General features: G+C 57.3%; 21 protein-coding genes. 6 read left to right on the plus strand and 15 right to left on the minus strand.

What is annotated here, in order from left to right:
• A complete protein-coding gene (locus ABJI08_RS21395) occupies positions 1–504 on the minus strand; it encodes an N-acetyltransferase (protein WP_348403878.1) in 504 nt (167 codons plus the stop codon).
• A gap of 88 nt (positions 505–592) precedes the next feature.
• On the opposite strand from ABJI08_RS21395, the gene ABJI08_RS21400 reads away from it, so the two are divergent.
• Both ABJI08_RS21400 and ABJI08_RS21405 read left to right on the plus strand, forming a co-directional pair.
• Positions 593–1,198, plus strand: coding sequence for a flavin reductase family protein (locus ABJI08_RS21400; protein WP_348403879.1), 606 nt, complete (start codon positions 593–595; stop codon positions 1,196–1,198).
• Complete coding sequence (locus tag ABJI08_RS21405) at positions 1,198–1,836, plus strand: CatB-related O-acetyltransferase (RefSeq protein ID WP_348403880.1); 639 nt, start codon at positions 1,198–1,200, stop codon at positions 1,834–1,836. Before ABJI08_RS21400 ends, ABJI08_RS21405 begins: the two co-directional genes overlap by 1 nt.
• Here the strand turns inward: ABJI08_RS21405 and ABJI08_RS21410 are convergent.
• Positions 1,833–2,744, minus strand: coding sequence for an AEC family transporter (locus ABJI08_RS21410; RefSeq protein WP_348403881.1), 912 nt, complete (start codon positions 2,742–2,744; stop codon positions 1,833–1,835). The genes ABJI08_RS21405 and ABJI08_RS21410 overlap by 4 nt on opposite strands.
• A gap of 14 nt (positions 2,745–2,758) precedes the next feature.
• Positions 2,759–4,426, minus strand: a complete 1,668-nt coding sequence (locus tag ABJI08_RS21415) for a SulP family inorganic anion transporter (RefSeq protein ID WP_348403882.1) — start codon at positions 4,424–4,426, stop codon at positions 2,759–2,761.
• Between the two features lie 198 nt (positions 4,427–4,624).
• On the opposite strand from ABJI08_RS21415, the gene ABJI08_RS21420 reads away from it, so the two are divergent.
• The 3 genes from ABJI08_RS21420 (at position 4,625) to ABJI08_RS21430 (ending at position 6,941) form a co-directional block, all read left to right on the plus strand.
• Entirely contained in the window at positions 4,625–5,176 is a 552-nt protein-coding gene (locus tag ABJI08_RS21420) for a hypothetical protein (protein WP_348403883.1), read from the plus strand.
• Positions 5,177–5,409: 233 nt separating this feature from the next.
• A complete protein-coding gene (locus tag ABJI08_RS21425; RefSeq protein ID WP_348403884.1) occupies positions 5,410–6,288 on the plus strand; it encodes an S-methyl-5'-thioadenosine phosphorylase in 879 nt (292 codons plus the stop codon).
• A 26-nt stretch (positions 6,289–6,314) separates the two neighbouring features.
• Positions 6,315–6,941, plus strand: coding sequence for a LysE family translocator (locus tag ABJI08_RS21430; protein WP_348403885.1), 627 nt, complete (start codon positions 6,315–6,317; stop codon positions 6,939–6,941).
• 3 nt (positions 6,942–6,944) lie between these two features.
• Here ABJI08_RS21430 and ABJI08_RS21435 read toward each other — a convergent pair whose 3' ends face one another.
• Positions 6,945–7,124, minus strand: coding sequence for a hypothetical protein (locus tag ABJI08_RS21435; RefSeq protein ID WP_348403886.1), 180 nt, complete (start codon positions 7,122–7,124; stop codon positions 6,945–6,947).
• A gap of 296 nt (positions 7,125–7,420) precedes the next feature.
• Here ABJI08_RS21435 and ABJI08_RS21440 point away from each other — a divergent pair, with 296 nt between their 5' ends.
• A complete protein-coding gene (locus ABJI08_RS21440) occupies positions 7,421–7,960 on the plus strand; it encodes an adenine phosphoribosyltransferase (RefSeq protein WP_348403887.1) in 540 nt (179 codons plus the stop codon).
• Positions 7,961–8,037: 77 nt separating this feature from the next.
• Here ABJI08_RS21440 and ABJI08_RS21445 read toward each other — a convergent pair whose 3' ends face one another.
• The 11 genes from ABJI08_RS21445 to coxB all read right to left on the minus strand — a co-directional run bounded on the left by ABJI08_RS21445 (position 8,038) and on the right by coxB (position 17,853).
• Entirely contained in the window at positions 8,038–9,447 is a 1,410-nt protein-coding gene (locus ABJI08_RS21445; protein ID WP_348403888.1) for an FAD-binding oxidoreductase, read from the minus strand.
• A 32-nt stretch (positions 9,448–9,479) separates the two neighbouring features.
• Complete coding sequence (locus ABJI08_RS21450) at positions 9,480–10,289, minus strand: MBL fold metallo-hydrolase (RefSeq protein ID WP_348403889.1); 810 nt, start codon at positions 10,287–10,289, stop codon at positions 9,480–9,482.
• Between the two features lie 136 nt (positions 10,290–10,425).
• Entirely contained in the window at positions 10,426–11,016 is a 591-nt protein-coding gene (locus ABJI08_RS21455) for a GNAT family protein (RefSeq protein WP_348403890.1), read from the minus strand.
• Positions 11,016–12,278, minus strand: coding sequence for a pitrilysin family protein (locus tag ABJI08_RS21460; protein WP_348403891.1), 1,263 nt, complete (start codon positions 12,276–12,278; stop codon positions 11,016–11,018). The genes ABJI08_RS21455 and ABJI08_RS21460 overlap by 1 nt, the downstream gene beginning before the upstream one ends.
• Positions 12,275–13,663, minus strand: coding sequence for a threonine synthase (gene thrC, locus ABJI08_RS21465; protein WP_348403892.1), 1,389 nt, complete (start codon positions 13,661–13,663; stop codon positions 12,275–12,277). The genes ABJI08_RS21460 and thrC overlap by 4 nt, the downstream gene beginning before the upstream one ends.
• 5 nt (positions 13,664–13,668) lie before the next feature.
• Positions 13,669–14,388, minus strand: a complete 720-nt coding sequence (locus tag ABJI08_RS21470) for an SURF1 family protein (RefSeq protein WP_348403893.1) — start codon at positions 14,386–14,388, stop codon at positions 13,669–13,671.
• 58 nt (positions 14,389–14,446) lie between these two features.
• The gene (locus ABJI08_RS21475) at positions 14,447–15,247 is read right to left on the minus strand and encodes a cytochrome c oxidase subunit 3 (RefSeq protein ID WP_348403894.1); all 801 of its coding nucleotides are present in this window, start codon (positions 15,245–15,247) and stop codon (positions 14,447–14,449) included.
• 31 nt (positions 15,248–15,278) lie between these two features.
• A complete protein-coding gene (locus ABJI08_RS21480) occupies positions 15,279–15,854 on the minus strand; it encodes a cytochrome c oxidase assembly protein (RefSeq protein ID WP_348403895.1) in 576 nt (191 codons plus the stop codon).
• On the minus strand, positions 15,854–16,015 hold the full coding sequence (locus ABJI08_RS21485) for a hypothetical protein (protein ID WP_165610104.1): 162 nt from the start codon (positions 16,013–16,015) through the stop codon (positions 15,854–15,856). The genes ABJI08_RS21480 and ABJI08_RS21485 overlap by 1 nt, the downstream gene beginning before the upstream one ends.
• Positions 16,016–16,017: 2 nt before the next feature.
• On the minus strand, positions 16,018–16,956 hold the full coding sequence (gene cyoE, locus ABJI08_RS21490) for a heme o synthase (RefSeq protein ID WP_348403896.1): 939 nt from the start codon (positions 16,954–16,956) through the stop codon (positions 16,018–16,020).
• A 48-nt stretch (positions 16,957–17,004) separates the two neighbouring features.
• Complete coding sequence (gene coxB, locus ABJI08_RS21495) at positions 17,005–17,853, minus strand: cytochrome c oxidase subunit II (protein WP_348403897.1); 849 nt, start codon at positions 17,851–17,853, stop codon at positions 17,005–17,007.
• Positions 17,854–17,897: the final 44 nt, after the last annotated feature.

Below are 17,897 nucleotides of genomic sequence, written 5' to 3' on the forward strand. Positions count from 1 at the left end.
TCAAGCCCCCGCGCCCGAATCGGCAAAGGACCGCACATCACCTTTGACCTGTGCCCACGCATCATCGACCAGATTATACCCCAATACGCGCGCCGGGTTTGTCGGCGGCGGCATCGTCACGCCTTGCAAAGGTTCAAACCCAAACCGGCTGTAATAAGGCGCATCGCCCACCAACATAACCCGCGCCCAATTCAGCTTTTGCGCACGGTCCAGACTTTCAGCGATCAACAATCCGCCCACGCCCTCGCCCTGATGGGTCGGGTGCACCGCCACAGGCCCCAGCAACAAACAGGCATGTGATCCCACATACACCGGCCAAAACCGGATGGCCCCGGCCAGAATGTCCTGCTCATCACGCGCCACCAGCGACAGATCCGCCACCGCGTTCACGCCGTCCCGCAGGCGATAAGAACTCAGCGCCTCACGCCCAGGCGCAAAGCACAGGTCGAAAAGCGCTTCGACTTCCCACCAGTCCTGATCTGTTTCCTGTGCAAGCTTCAACACCTGCCCTGCACCTCTTGTGGTCTTTTTGCTGTGGCGCAGGCCCTAGCATGGCGTTACCTCTTGGGCAAACCATAAGGACGCGCGTTTCATGTTCTACCAACCCAAAGATGGCCACGGCTTGCCCCACAATCCGTTTAATGCCCTGATCACCCCGCGCCCAATCGCATGGGTTTCAACACGCGACGCGGATGGGGTCAGAAATCTTGCACCCTATTCGTTCTTTAACGGCACTGCCTACGTGCCGCCTCAGGTCATGTTTGCCTCAACCGGGACCAAGCCGGATCAGAGCGAAGGCAAAGATTCTCTGTCCAACATTCGCGCCACTAACGTGTTCTGCATAAATATTGTGCAGGAAAGCATGCGCGATGCGATGAATGTCTCAACCACCGGCTTTGACAAGGACGTTGATGAATTCCAGCGCGCCGGTCTGACCGCTGCAGCTTGCAAAACCATCGATTGCCCGCGCCTTGACGGTGCCCCCGCCAGTCTGGAATGTCGTCTGACCGGTATCGTGCCGCTGCTTGGGGAAAACAACTTTATGATCATGGGCGAGGTCTCGGGCATTCACTTGCGTGACAATTGCATTGTGGACGGTATTTTCGATGTCACCACATTCCGCCCTCTGGCCCGTCTGGGCTATCGGGACTACTCTGTTGTCGACAATACGTTCACGCTGCAACGCCCGGATGACTGATGCCTCTGCCCGCCCCTGACCAATTGCACCCGATACTGTTGCCGGACGGTACGCCGCACAAAGGCACCGTGCATCTGTTAGCAGCAATCTCGCATCCCCGGTTCCAAATCGGCGCGCACAGCTATGCCTCGGATTTTGGGGATCCCAAAGATTGGGCGACCCATCTGGCCCCTTATCTGTTCGAATTTTCACAGGAAACGTTGCGCATCGGCAAATTCTGCCAGATCGCGCACGGGGTTCGGTTTATCACCGCCTCCGCAAATCACGCCACTGATGGGCTGTCATGCTATCCCTTCGCGATATTCGACCCGGATCAGCGCACCGGTTATCAGCCGGACACCCGCGATACCGTCATTGGCCACGATGTGTGGCTGGGGTATGGCGCGTTAGTCCTGCCGGGTGCCAAAATCGGGCATGGCGCGATCATTGGTGCCGGCGCTGTGGTGCGTGGCACCATACCTGATTACGCAATTGTCACCGGAAATCCCGGCGTTGTGGCAAAGTATCGCTTTGATCCCGAAACCATCGCGCACCTGTTGGAACTGGCATGGTGGGACTGGCCGACGGACCTTATCCAGACCGCGATCCCTGCGATCATGAAAGGCGACATCGCCGCGTTGCAGGCACTGCGCCCCTAGAACATCATCGCCGCAACCGCGATCCACACCGGCAGCGTTACCGACGCCAACAATGTGGTCTGCGCCACCAACGTAGCCGACAACACCCGGTCCGCCCCAAACCCCGCCGCCAGCACATGCGCGCCTGACGCAGTCGGCAGCGCGGCCCAGATCACCACAACCACCGCCACAGCACCGGGCAATCCCAGCGCAAGCGACACACCCACTGCCACCAACGGTGTCACAATCAGCTTGCTTGCGCAGATCACCCCGCTGAACCGATCCAGCCGCGCCAACGCGCCCCAGTTCATCGTGGCCCCCACAGAAATCAACGCAATAGGAATGGCCGCCTCGGCCAGCATACGCAGCGGTGCCAACACAGGTGCCGGTATCTGCCAGTCTGACAGCCCCACGGCCACTCCGCTCAATGACGCCAAAAGAAACGGGTTCAGCGCCACTTTGCGCAAGGTCGCCCAAACGCCCATGCTGCCGCCGCGCGACAGGACAGCCACCGCAATGGCGTTACTCATTGGCACGGCCATACCGATGCACACCGCCATCAACGCCGGATCAGCCAGTTCTGTCACGCCAACCGCAACGAACGCCAATGCCGAGTTGAACCGCCATGCGGTTTGCCACGCCCCTGCAAAATCCAGAAACCGCTCGGGGCCATAGCGCCGCGCGCGCCACGCCACAATCAACCCCACGGCCAACAGCCCCCAGACCACGGGTGCAATGGTGACAATCGCGGTTGGGCGGATTTCCCGGGTGGAAGCGGCCACAAACAAAAGCGCAGGGAACAAGATCTCAAAGTTGAGCTTGTCCAGCCCCTGCCACGCATTTTGGGACAACCGCCCCCTGATCAGACCGCCCAGCCCGACGAGCAGGAAGGACGGGGTCAGCCCGATCAGGATGGCGACAAAGGTCATTCGCGAATGTGTAGCTAGTGACCGCCCAAAATGCCAGTGCGTACAGAGTAATCAACCGCGATCTCGTATTCAGGATCATCGTCGCTGTCGATCATCAGATGGCCCGCACGGCTGAGCAACTGGTGACAATCGCGGCTCAGGTGGCGCAACATCAGCGTTTTACCAGCCGCTTCATATTTGGCCGCCACAGCCTCGATCGCCTGCAAGGCAGACTGATCTACAACCCGGCTGCGCTGGAAATCAACGATCACTTTGTCCGGGTCATGCGCAATATCGAACAATTCGACAAACCCGTCTGCTGACCCAAAGAACAACGGTCCCTGAATCTCATAGACCTTGGCGCCAATCTCGGTTTCAGACTCCCGCTCGAACGCGTGAATGCGGCGTGCGTTTTGCCAGGAATAAGCCAAAGCGCTGACGATCACACCAACCACCACAGCCACGGCAAGGTCTTCCATCACGGTCACAACCGTAACGAGCACGATCACAAACGCATCCATCAACGGCACACGCCGCATGATTTTAAAGCTGTTCCACGCGAACGTCCCGATCACCACCATGAACATCACACCCACCAGTGCAGCCAGCGGAATGACTTCGATCAACGGGCTTGCCGCAACAATAAAGATCAACAGGAACAAGGCCGCCGCGATCCCTGCGATGCGCGTGCGCCCGCCGGATTTAACGTTGATCATCGACTGACCAATCATCGCACAACCGCCCATGCCGCCAAAGAAACCCGTGGTCACATTGGCCACGCCTTGGGCAATACATTCCTGACTGGCACCGCCACGCTTGCCGGTCATCTCACCCACAAGGTTCAGCGTCAGCAGCGATTCAATTAACCCAATTGCCGCCAGAATGACCGCATAAGGCAGAATGATGTAAAACGTTTCGAGGTTAAACGGCGCCAAAGCTGTTCCGTAAATGCCCACACCGTCACCAAACGGAATGTGAAAGGCCGGGAAACCGCCTTGGATCGAGGCCATATCGCCAACACGCGGCACATCCAGCCCCAGACCAATCACCACAAACGCGGTAATTCCGATCCCGGCCAGCGGCGCAGGGATCACCTTTGTTACTTTGGGCAATCCCCAAACGATCAACATGGTCAGACCCACAAGGCCCAACATCGTGGCCAACTGTATCCCGGACAACCATTCCCCGCCAGACATGCCATGCCCGTCAGACACCATCGATCCGGGCACTTTGAACTGGCTCATCTGCGCAAGGAAAATCACAATCGCCAGACCATTCACAAAGCCCAGCATCACCGGATGCGGCACCAGACGGATGAATTTACCCCAATGCAAAGCCCCTGCAATCACCTGCAAAATCCCCATCAGCACCACGGTCGCAAACAGGTATTCCACCCCATGTTGCGCCACCAATGCCACCATGACCACGGCCAACGCCCCGGTTGCCCCGGAAATCATGCCCGGCCGCCCACCTATCACTGCGGTGATCAGGCCCACAAGAAAGGCCGCGTAAAGCCCAACCAGCGGATGCACACCCGCCACAAAGGCAAAAGCCACGGCTTCGGGCACCAACGCCAGTGCCACGGTCAGCCCCGACAACACTTCGGTGCGCACGCGACTAACTGTGAAACCTTCGTCCTGCATGATCGAAAGGTTTGGTGGAGAAATGTTTTTTGCCAGCATGGCCAGCGCCGCGCGTCTCATGAGCTACCTGTCATTTGGGATGTGTTCGCTTGGGCCGTCCCTAAAGCAGTTGCCCAAAGCACACAATAGCCAAGGCGCATAGCCGTTATGCAGCTAAGGCAATGTCACCCAAATCGCGCACTTTCCGGTCTCGGCATTGTGAGTGGACCAGCCCGCTCATTCCGATCAGCCTGTAAATACCGTCAAAAAGGACATTCCATGCGCTGGCTCATTGCTTTTCTAATGCTCTCCACCCCGCTCGCGGCTCAGGACCGTGACGGCAACAACACCCCCGGCGAATGGGTTGTTACCCATTACGAAACCTTTGGCATCTGGAACAGCATCTGTGACGAACGCCCTGAACAGAACGGGATATCCCAAAGATGTTACATCCGCTGGGTCGACATATTTTCCCCCCGGCCGAAATTTGCGGCGCAATTTCTGTTCGTCACCCCGGAACCCGATGGGCCACAGGTTGATTTTGGTATCGAGGCCGGCACATTCTTTGCGCCAGACGGGTTTCGCATCACCGACAACAATGGCGCTGTCCTGTGGTCGACCGCCCGGGGCGGATGTCTGACCGGACTAACCTGTACCTTTGCCGGGGCCGACGCCACGCCCGTGCTCGACGCCATGCACAACGGCGCAGAGTTTCGCTTCACCTTCACCGACCGCCACGCCACCCCCCAGGACCTCACCTGGTCTCTGGCCGGATTTGCTGAAAGCTATGTCGATTTTGTCGCCCAGTCTCAGGCCCGCAACCTGCCCTGAATTCGCAAAACCGCTTGTGACGCGTGCGCCACTGACACGGCAAATCCAAACCGACGTAATACCGACATAATACCGACGGTCTGCCGATGCCTGATTTGCCGCCAGATCACGGCCTGACACTCCCTGCCGCTGACGCAGGCTTCACGGCGCTGACCCTGTCGCTCTATTCCGGTTGCAATTCACCCTGCCGCTGCCCAAAACTGCGCGAAACACTTGCCGCAAAGGAACACCCCATGAGCGAGACAATGATTGCCGTGATCGGCGGATCAGGCATTTATGACATCGACGGACTTCGGAACGCCACATGGCAAACCGTCGAAACGCCGTGGGGCGCCCCATCAGACCAGATCCTCACCGGCTCGCTGGATGGTGTAAAAATGGCCTTTCTGCCCCGCCACGGCCGCGGCCATGTACACACACCAACCTCTGTGCCGTACCGCGCCAATATCGACGCGCTCAAACGGCTGGGTGTAACAGATGTAATCTCGATTTCGGCCACCGGCTCATTTCGCGAAGAAATGGCACCGGGAGATTTTGTTGTTGTAGATCAATTCATTGACCGTACATTTGCACGCGAAAAATCGTTCTTCGGACCGGGGCTGGTCGCCCATGTCAGTGTCGCGCACCCAACTTGCCCGCGCCTGTCCGAGGCTTGTTTCACCGCTGCCACCGACGCCGGGATCACCGCGCACAAAGGCGGCACATATCTTGCCATGGAAGGCCCGCAATTTTCGTCACTGGCTGAATCCAAAATGTACCGCGAACACTGGGGCGCAGATGTGATCGGCATGACCAACATGCCCGAAGCCAAGCTCGCCCGCGAAGCCGAGCTTTGCTATGCCTCCGTGGCAATGGTCACCGATTATGACAGCTGGCATCCAGACCATGGCGAGGTTGATGTGACCGAAATCATTGCCACATTGACCGGCAACGCCCAAAAAGGGCGCGATCTGGTTGGCCGCCTTCCGGCCCTGCTTGGGGTTGACCGCGCGCCTTGTCCACATGGCTGCGACCGCGCGCTGGAATTTGCCATCCTCACCGCACCCGACGCCCGGGACCCGGCGATGATCGCCAAACTCGACGCGGTCGCGGGGCGCGTCCTTTCGGCCTGACCTATTCAAATTCAAGGACTTAAGCTATGCCATTCGACCTCTGGCTCACCTTTGTTGCCGCCTCAATTGCCTTGTTGCTGATCCCCGGGCCAACCATCCTTTTGGTGCTGTCCTATGCGCTCAGCCAGGGGCGCCAGGTTGCAGTGGCGACTGCTGCTGGCGTGGCGCTGGGGGACTTCATAGCCATGACCGCATCTTTGCTGGGGCTTGGTGCCATTGTGCTGGCATCGGCCACCGCATTCACAGTTTTGAAATGGTTGGGCGCGATATACTTGGTCTGGCTGGGCTTAAAGATGTTGAAAAGCGCGCAACACGCTGAGCTTGGCAATCTGATGTCGTCCCGCGCCCTGCCCGGACGCGGAGCGTTTGGCCACGCCGCTGCTGTCACTGCACTCAACCCCAAGAGCATCGGCTTTTTTATCGCCTTTGTTCCACAGTTTATCGACCCGACCCGCCCTCTGTCCCTGCAGTTTGCGATCCTGATTGCAACATTTGTCAGCCTCGCGGCCCTGAACGCACTGGCCTATGCCCTGCTCGCGGACAAGTTGCGCGCACGCATCGAACGGCCCTCGGTGATCCGTGGGCTGACCCGCACGGGTGGGATCACGTTGATTGGGATGGGTGTTCTGACGGCCACATTGCGCCGGGCATAGGGCTCAGGACGTTTCTTCGCGATTTTCTTTCATAAAGCGCCGGATAAATCCGCGAATTTCGCGCGCTGCGCTGGTGTCTAAGTCTTTGCAAAGATCAACAAATTCATCCCGTTCGGACTTGTCCAGACGCAACACCAGCTGGCTGTCCTTTTTGGTTTTGGATTTGGTATCTTTCTTACCCACGACAGTCCCGTAATCTCCAGGCCCGCGCACAACGTGCGCTGCATCTTTCGCCCGAGCGTATATACAAATTCTATACAATAGCTAGACACTCATAGCCGAGCAATTCGCGAAAAGGAACACTTAATAACTGGTTGCGGCAATTTGTTTTTCACCAATGAGCACCTTACAAACACATGCCTCAAACCAATTGCCACCAATACAACCATCTGACCACGACATTGCGACCACCCGTCCCTTGCATTGGCTGGCTGCATCGGGGAAACCTTGCGCTGACCAAGTCAGCAAAGGGGACGCCGATGGCCAAACGAACCGAAGTCAAAGACTACATCCGCACCATCGTCGATTTCCCTCACGAAGGCATTCTGTTTCGCGACGTGACCACGTTGTTTGCCGACCCAAGAGGCTTTCGCATGGCCATTGACCAGATGCTGCACCCCTACGCTGGCGAGCGCATCGACAAAGTCATCGGTCTGGAAGCGCGCGGGTTCATCCTGGGTGGCGCCATCGCGCACCAGCTCAGCGTCGGGTTTGTGCCGGTTCGTAAAAAGGGCAAGCTGCCTGGCACGACGATCTCCGAAGAATATCAGCTGGAATATGGCGAGGCGATTGTCGAAATCCACGATGACGCCATTCAGCCCGGCGAAAAGATATTGCTGGTCGACGACTTGCTGGCCACCGGCGGCACGGCAGAGGCTGGTATCAAGCTGGTTGAACGTCTGGGCGGTGAAATCATGGGCTGCGTGTTTATCATCGATTTACCCGATCTTGGCGGTCGCAAACGGCTGGAAGAGATGGGAATGGATGTGACTGTGCTGTGTGAATTCGAAGGGCTCTAGAACCTAGGGCTTTCGCTGTTCACGACGTCCAAAAACTCATCCATTTCAACGGCCTCGCAAACAATACTCACGCAAAATCAGGCGCGCAGAACGGCACCTGGGTTCATAATCCCATTGGGATCAAGCGCCTGTTTGATAGCCCGCATCGCCGCCAACCCTGTCGGATCACCGTATCGTTCCAGATCATCCACTTTCATCCGGCCCACCCCATGTTCGGCACTGAATGAGCCGTCATAGCTATGCACAAGATCATGCACGGTCCGCGATACCTGCCCACGCACATCCTCATAATCGGACCGCTGTTTACCAACGCCCGGGAACACATTGAAATGCAGGTTTCCATCGCCCAGATGCCCAAAGCAATTGATCCGAATATCGCTCATCGACAAAAGCCGCGACCGCGCCTCTTCAATGAATTCTGCAATCGCACTCAGAGGCAGCGATATGTCGTGACTGGCCACGGAACCAATCATTTTATTGGCAATCGGAATGGCCTCGCGTACGTGCCAAAAGGCTGATTGTTGCGCCGTGCTTTGTGCAATCACACCGTCCTGCCCAAGGCCTGCGTCCAGCCCTTGGGCAAAGACAGTCTCAAGCGCGCCATCTGCATCTGCGGCAAGTCCAAATTCCATCAGCACCATCCATTCGGGCAACGGGGTCATGGGCTGGCGAACGTCAGGCAGCTTTTCGGACACAAATTCAAGACCCTGCCGATGGATCAGTTCAAAGGCAGAGACACCTTCTCCCACCTGATCGCGCGCAATGGCCAGCAACTCCAGCGCGGCTGCGGGGCTTGGCACAACCATCACCGCCGTTCCCACAGAGGCCGGGCGCGCAAAGAGCTTAAGTGCGGCGGCAGTGATGACACCAAGCGTGCCTTCCGCCCCAATCATCAGATGGCGCAGATCGTAACCGGTGTTGTCCTTGCGCAATCGGCTCAGACCGTTCCAGATTTCCCCGCTGGGCAAGACAACTTCCAGCCCCAGGCACAAATCGCGCGCCGTGCCATAACGCAGAACATGCACACCGCCTGCGTTGGTCGACAGATTGCCCCCAATCCGCGCGGACCCTTCAGAGCCCAAAGACAACGGGAACAAGCGGTTGTGGGCCTCAGCAGCTGCCTGAACATCGGCCAGAATTGCACCTGCCTCGGCCACCATAACGTTTTCAAGCGGGTAGACGTCGCGCAGCGTATTCATGCGCTCAAGCGACAGGATCAGCGGCTGGGGCGTATCCGGATCGACCTGTCCGCCCACCAGACCGGTGCCTCCACCAAAAGGAACCACCCCAACACGCGCGTCATTACAGGCGTTCAGAATGCGCGCCACGTCTTGCGTGCAGGCCGGCGCGGCCAATATACCCGGCTGGCCAAAGTATCGGCCACGAGGCTCTTCAAGATAGCGCGCGTCTGCTGTCCGAATTGTGCCAGCCGGCAGGTCTGCCTCCAGCCTGGCCCTAAATGCGTCATTTGCCGGGTTCAATGTCATGCTCAACGCATAGTTCGCGCGCTGTGCGGCGTCTAGGGCGTTTGCAGATAACGCGGGGACAGAACCATGATTGTCGGCTGCCTTGGCAGGCTGCGCAGGCTCAGTTCAATGTTGTTCGTGCGTTCGCGGACAATGACATATTCGCCGGACATACCGGTTAGAAACCCATCCAGCGTCCAGTCTCCAAACCAATGCATCGGGATCACCACTTGCGCCTTGAGCTTGCGCAATACCGTCATCATCGTGGCGACATCCAGCGACATACCACCATCAACGGCAGCCATAACCACGTCCAGACGCCCAAGCGCCGCATATTGCGCGGCATTGGGTTCATGATGCAGATGCCCCAGATGACCGATGCATAACCCTGCGACTTCAAAAACAAATATCGAATTGCCGTTTGTTTCCACACCACCAAAGGACCGGATGTCGGTCGAGACGTTGCGCACCAACATTGTGCCCAGATCAAGGTGATGCTCGATGCCCTGACCATAAGGCCCCCACCCCGGCAAGACATGGGGAATGCCGGGATCGGGAAATGTTGTCCAATGCGTGTCATGCGCATGGTTCATCGTCACAACATCCGGCACCAGATCCACGTTTCCAATGACACCGGTGTAGTCTGTCACGGCGTTCAGCCCGTCATGGCTTTGGATCAGAAACGACGCATGTGCGATATAGCTGATGCGCACCGAATGACGCGGCAAGGGGTCCTGAAACGACGCTTTGTGCAGATAGGTCACGCCCGGCGCCTCTGCCAGAGCAATGCAATGACTGGGTCGACGCTCTTGCGCCTGCCCCATCCCAGCTGCCAACAGCAGCACCAACAGCCATCGGATCATCGCGCACCTCCTGCCGGACAGCATAACAGGCCAATCGCGCCCGGCGGATCAATTTCCTGCCAGATCGTGCGTTTTTCTGTGTCTACTGTCTTCTTGAGAGTAATCTGCGGCACATAGACCGCTTCGGCAGAGTGCTTTACGCCTGCCCGGCCAGCGTGCGACCACGACGGTCATTGCGCAGCGCCGCATAGAGCACATGTGTCCGCCAGCGCCCATTGATCTGAAGATAACTTTGCGCAACGCCTTCGTACTTAAAGCCTGACTTTTCCAACACCCCGCGCGATGCCATGTTTTCCGGCAAACACGCGGCTTCGATCCGGCTCAGGTCCATACGTTGAAAGGCATGATGCACCACGGCCTCGATGGCCTCACGCATATAGCCCTGCCGCGCAAAAGGCTCGCCAACCCAATATCCCAGCGTCCCGGCCTGCGCCGGGCCACGCCGGACATTGTCCAGCGTTATCGCCCCCATCAGCACGTTGTCGCGCCGCCGCACCAGAAACAGCGGCAACGCGGTGTCATTGCTGATCGAGCGTTGCGCCCAATAGACACGATTGGTAAAACTTTTCCGGCTCAGATGCGTGGCCGCCCAGACTGGTTCCCAGGGGACCAGAAAACCCGCGCTGTTGCTGCGCAGTTCGGCCCACTCGCGAAAATCCGAATGCACCGGCGGGCGCAAGACCAATCGCTCGGTATCAACCCGCACCTTACGCCGACTAAGAAGCATCAGGCAGCGCGCCTGCGCGCAAGGGACTCCAGATCAGGTGCCGAGGACACCGGACCATAAAGCGCCATCGCAGGGCGTGCGGACACGGCAATATGCTCCGCAATCCGGCGCACATCATCATCCGTTACCGCGTCGATCCGCTCAACTGTTTCGCTCAGCAAAGGAATGCGGTCCCAGATCGCCAGCATACGCGCCAGCCGTTCAGCACGGCTTGAAGGGCTTTCCAGCCCCATCAACAAACCCGCTTTCATCTGCGTGCGTGCGCGCGCAATCTCAGTCGGGTCCATGTCTTCTGCCGCGCGTTTCAGTTCGTCAATTGTGATCTGCGCAAGTTCGCCAACCTGGCTGCCGGATGTGCCCGCATAAATCGTCGTCATACCAGTGTCAGCATAGGCGCCGGTCTGGGCGAAAATCGAATAACACAGCCCGCGCTTTTCGCGTATTTCCTGAAACAGACGGCTCGACATGCCGCCGCCCAAAGCGGTGGTATAAATCTGCGCCGAATAAATGTCCGGGCTGCGATAGTCCGGGCTTTCCAGCCCCAACGCAAAATGGGCCTGTTCCAGCGCCTTTTCTGTGCGGTATTCACCGCCCCGGAAACTGGCCGGGGTCATGATGACATCGCTGCCACGCTCAAGATGGCCAAACATCTGCTCGGCCATGCGCACGATCTCGTCGTGGTTAATTCCGCCAGCCGCAGACAGAACCATGCGATCCGGGCGATAATGCTGTTTTACAAACGTCGCCAGATCTTCCCGGTCAAAACCACGCACATGCGCGCCCTCGCCCAAGATGGTGCGCCCCAACGGTTGGTCAGGATAGGCACGTTCCTGCAGCCAGTCAAAGATCACGTCATCCGGTGTGTCCAGCGCCTGCCCAATTTCCTGCAAAATCACGCCGCGCTCAATCTCGATCTCGACCGGGTCAAACACCGGGTTCAGAACAATGTCGCCGACCACATCCAGCGCCAACGCCACGTCATTGCGCAGCACCCGCGCGTAATAGGCTGTCACCTCGCGGCTGGTATAGGCGTTGATGTATCCGCCGACATCTTCGATGGCTTCTGCAATCTCAAGCGCATTGCGCCGCTTGGTGCCCTTAAAGGCCATATGTTCTAGAAAATGCGCAACGCCATTTTCCTCGGGTCGCTCATGGCGCCCTCCAACATTAACCCAAATTCCGATAGCCGCAGATTCCAGACCGGGCATATGCTCGGTTACGATACGGAATCCATTCGACAATGTGTGCAGTTCTACAGTCAACGCAGAGCAATCCGTTCCTTGATAAGTGCTTCAAGATGGGCCAGATCGTTGGGCACACGGGTGACGTGTTCGTCCCGTCCCATCATATCAGCCATATGCGGCGGCAGGTCCGGACGGTGCCCCATGGCGGCTTCTACAGCATCAGGGAATTTTGCAGGATGTGCAGTGGCCAAAGTGATCATCGGTGTCCCGGAAAGGTTTTCGTTTCCAACCTTTACCCCAACTGCTGAGTGCGGGCAAAGAACTTCTCCGCATGCAGCAAACGCGCTCTTAATTGTGTCACGTGTTTCGCCTTCTGAGGCCCGCCCAGATGCGAATTGATCGCGCAACATTTCCATTGCGCCCTGACTGACCGCAAAGGACCCGTCTTTCAGTTCTTCCATCAGCTGCGCAACCGCATTGCCATCGCGCCCATAGGCGTCAAACAACGCGCGTTCAAAGTTCGAGCTGACCTGAATATCCATCGACGGGCTGATCGACGGCGTCACGCCCTCTTTCGTATAAGCGCCGCTTTGCATGGTACGGTGCAGGATGTCATTCTGATTGGTCGCAATCACCAGCTGCTCAATCGGCAGGCCCATTTTTTTGGCGATATAGCCTGCAAAAATGTCTCCGAAATTGCCGGTCGGTACGGTGAAAGACACTTTGCGATGTGGTGCGCCCATCGAAACTGCAGAGGTAAAGAAATATACCACCTGCGCCAGAACACGCGCCCAGTTGATCGAGTTCACACCGGCCAATCTGACCCCGTCGCGGAACTCAAAATCGTTGAACATGTCTTTCAGCTTGGCCTGACAATCGTCAAAGTCGCCATCCAGCGCCAGCGCATGCACATTGGCATCGTTGGGCGTTGTCATCTGTTTGCGTTGAATGTCGCTGACCCGTCCGTGCGGAAACAGAATGAACACATCCACATTGTCCAACCCGCGAAACGCCTCAATCGCGGCTGATCCGGTATCACCGCTGGTGGCACCAACAATGGTCACACGCTCGTTGCGTCGCGCCAGCGAAAACTGGAACAACTGGCCGATCAGCTGCATGGCAAAGTCTTTGAACGCCAGTGTGGGCCCGTGGAATAACTCCAACAGGAAATGGTTCGCGCCCAGTTGTACCAAAGGCGCGCGCGCGTCGTGGCGAAACCCGTCATAGGCCCGGGCAATGATGCCCTTGAATTCGTCATCAGTGAACGCATCACCAACAAACGGGCGCATTATCCGAAACGCAACCTCTTCATAGCTCAGCCCGGCCAGTGCCGCGATGTCATCCGCGCTCATCGTTGGAATGGTCTCGGGCACATACAATCCGCCGTCGCGGGCAAGTCCGGTCAACATGGCCTCTTCGAAATTCAGAACAGGGGCATTTCCACGGGTAGAGATGTATTTCACTTGTCTCAGGCCTTTTTCATTTTGCGCTGTCGACGCAGGTAATAGAGTGTCATTGCCACCCAGACAATCGCCAGTCCATACCATGTCAGCACATATTCAAGGTGATCGTTGGGAATTCCCGCACTGTCCACTGGCAAAGGCGTCACAGGCGGGTCTGTTTCGGACGTCGTGCGCAGGATAATCAGCACAGGTTCTGCGTTCAGCGCCGCCGCCATGCTGACCACATCGCGCGCGAACCAGATGTTTTTGGCCACATCAGTTTCGGGCGTATAGCTGTCAATTTCATTGGGCCAGTGCAGATTGCCATTGATACGCGCCTCAACCTCCGGGCGCGGCGCATCTTTCTGCGGCGGTTTGATCCAGCCACGATCCAGCATGATCCGCCGGCCATCTGATGTCTCAAACGCAGAAATCACCCGATACACCGCCCCTACATCGCGGGTCGAGGCAAGCACATGCAGTTCCTGATCCGTGATCACGCCCTCGGCAGAGACGGACAGAAACCGATCTGCGACGGGGTCCGGCGGGTCGGGCAACGGCGCCGGTGCCGCAGCAAAGCGCGCATCGATTTCGGCCAGAACACCCTGTTTCTCATGCAGTCGCTTAACCTGCCACGTGCCCAGCGACACCAGAATGGCAGTGCCAACAATACCAAATATCAAAGGCAGGATGTAACGGGCCAAGGCGTGGCGCTCCGGACAAAGAAAAATCGCGGGCAACATCATGCGGCCCGCGATGGTTTATTCTCTTTTCAGAACCGGAATTCAACCGGCCCTTAAGGCTTTACTGACCCCAGACATAAACGGCTGCGAACAGGAACAACCAGACAACGTCCACAAAGTGCCAGTACCAGGCCGCCGCTTCGAACCCGACATGTTTTTCGGGGGTAAAGTGGCCGGCCATAAGGCGCATCAGGCAGACAAACAAAAAGATTGTACCGATGACAACATGCGCTCCGTGAAAGCCGGTCGCCATAAAGAAGGTCGCACCATAAATGTTGCCCGAGAACCCAAACGCCGCGTGACCGTATTCATAGACCTGAAAGACTGTGAAAATCGCACCCAGAGCAATCGCGATGATCAGGCCCCATTTCATGTCTTCACGGTTATTTTCGTGCACCAGCGCATGGTGAGCCCATGTCGCCGCCGCGCCCGAACACAACAGGATCAGCGTGTTGATCAGTGGCAGATGCCAAGGGTCAAATGTTTCGATACCTGCGGGCGGCCAAACGCCGTCCACCATGGGGCTTAGCGGCCCCATCGGATACATCGCGTGTTTGAAAAAGGTCCAGAACCACGCCGAAAAGAACATAACTTCGGACATGATGAACAGGATAAAGCCATAGCGCAGCCCCAGCTGCACGACCGGAGTGTGATCTCCGATACCGCTTTCTTTGATCACTTCGGCCCACCAACCAAACATGACATAAAGAACTGCCACAAGTCCGATCAGGAACATCCATGGGCCACTGTCATGGAACATCAATACCGCGCCAAACAGCATGATAAAGCCGCCCAAAGCGCCCAGGAATGGCCACCACGAGGGGGCCAGAATGTGATAGTCGTGATTTTTTGCGTGCGCCATTATTTTTGTTTCCCTCGTTGGAAGGCTTGTTTTAATTTAGGTCTGTATTACCCGCCCGCGTCAAGGACGCGGTTTCTTCGGGCAGATCGATTTCGAAGAATGTGTAGCTGAGCGTGATCGATTTAACGTATTTTGCATCGCGATCACTTACGATCTCAGGGTCCACATAAAAGCTGACAGGCATCGACACCCGTTCTCCGGGCTGCAGGATCTGCTCTTCAAAGCAGAAACAGTCGATTTTCGTGAAAAAGCCACCCGCCTCATAGGGGGCGACGTTATAGCTGGCTGATCCGGCAATCGGGCGGTCGGTCGGGTTATAGGCCTCGTAAAAGGCCAGCCCGGTTTCACCAATGCGAATTTCCATCTCGCGCTGAACCGGCTTAAAGTCCCACGGCATGCCGCGCTCTCTGCTGGCGTCAAAGCGTATCTTGATGGTTTTATCCAGAATGACGTCTGATCCGGTCTCGGCCACGTTGGTCACGCCGCCAAATCCGGTGACACGGCAAAACCAGTCATAAAACGGCACCGAAGCCCAGGCCAGCGCGCCCATCAGCACAACCACACTCAGGGTCTGAGCCAGCGTCTTATGCTTGCCCTGCATCGTCATCAGTTGCTCACCACTGCATTTTCAGGCTCATAATCGCCGCGTGTCACCTTGACCACGGTCAGCCCGAAGACAATGACAATGAAACCAACCAGCACCAGCGCAACCCCAAGGTTGCGTCCGAAACGGCGTTTATGCAGCTCGTGATCGTCGCGAAAGCTCATGCTCACCAGCCCCCAAATCCGTAAGGCGCCAGCGCAGCCTCGGCCAAAATTGCACCAAAATGCAGGAACAGATACAGCAGCGACAGACCAAAGAACGCCTTTTCACGCTTGTAATTGTCCGCCTCGGCCACAGTTTCGTCCCGTCGCCAGATCGCCACGGCACCAATCAGGAACAAAGCATTCAGAACCAGCGCGGTGATCAGATAGATCGGGCCGCCAATGTCCGTAAAACCCATGCCCACCGCAATGATCGACAGCAGGATTGTGTAGACCAGAATGTGGTTACGGGTCACACGGCGTCCATGTGTGACGTGCAACATCGGCACACCCGCATCTTTGTAGTCGGACTTCATGAACAGACACAGCGCCCAGAAATGCGGAGGTGTCCACATAAAGATCAGCGTGAACATCAACACGCTTTCAATCGACACGCCCCCGGTCACAACCGCCCAGCCGATCATCGGAGGGAAGGCACCTGCAGCACCCCCGATCACGATGTTCTGAGGCGTCCAGCGCTTGAGCCACATGGTGTAGATCACAACGTAAAAGAAGATCGTAAAGGCCAACAACCCGGCCGCTACCCAATTGGCCGCAAGGCCCAACATGACAACTGCAAAACCTGACAATGCCACGCCAATCGACATCGCCTCTTCCGGCGTGACTTTGCCCGCAGGGATCGGGCGGCTTTGGGTGCGTTTCATGACCCGGTCGATATCCGCGTCCCACCACATGTTCAGCGCCCCCGAGGCACCGCCGCCCACTGCGATAAACAGGATCGAGCAAAAGGCGACAAACGGATGCACACCACCCGGCGCGGCCAAAAGGCCGACCGCAGCGGTAAACACCACCAGCGACATCACCCGCGGCTTGAGCAAGGCAAAGTAATCGCCAAAGCTCGCTTCGCCGGTATCGACCTGAGTGTTGATGCTTGCGTCGCTCATGTTTCGTCCTGTTCGCTATGACGGGGACGTGCCCCGCCAGTGGCCAGATCAGTCAGCCGAGGCGACCTTGGTTGCAGGCAAAGTCGACATGTCGCCCGCATATTCTTCAATCGCACCCTTCAGCCACTCCTGATAGGCTTCTTCCGAAACCACCTGAACGGTGATTGGCATATAGGCGTGATCCTTGCCGCAAAGCTCGGAACACTGGCCGAAATAGATGCCTTCGCGTTCTGCTTTGAACCAAAGCTGCGCGATACGGCCCGGAACGGCGTCTTGCTTTACGCCAAAGGCGGGAATGGTCCATGCGTGGATCACGTCGGCGCCGGTCACATCCATCACGACTGTTTTGCCGATTGGCACAACAACTTTAGTGTCGGTCGCCAGCAAATACTCGTCTTCGGCGTACCCATTTCTTTCAAGCGCGCTTCTGCCCAGCAGGAAGCTTTCGAACTCAAACTCATGGTCAGTGTATTCATAACCCCAGTACCACTGGTACCCGGTGACTTTGATGTGCACGTCACCTTCAGGAATTTCCTGCTGGTTGAACAACACTGGCAACGAGAACGCGCCAATGAACACCAGAATGATGATCGGGCCCAGCGTCCAGGCGATCTCAATCGGCGTGTTATGCGTAAAACCGGATGGCGTTGGATTGGCGCGGCGGTTGTAGCGCACGATCACAAACAGAATCAGCCCGACAACGAAGACGATGATGATCGTGATGATCCACAGCAAAAGCGTGTCCAGCGAATGAATTTGGCGGGCCAGCTCTGTAGCGGCGGGCTGAAAGCCAATGCCGCCGGGCGTTGGTTTGCCCACGGTTTCAACGGCCTGTGCAAGGGCCGGAACGGCAGTGAAGGCTGCCAGAAGGCCCATGATTGTCGAAAGAAGTCGCATGTATCACCCTGATCGGTTGCGGTGTTGTTCTATATCGGATTCGC

Origin of the sequence: Shimia sp., assembly GCF_039969785.1 — a bacterium.
Classification (GTDB): Bacteria; Pseudomonadota; Alphaproteobacteria; order Rhodobacterales; family Rhodobacteraceae; genus Shimia.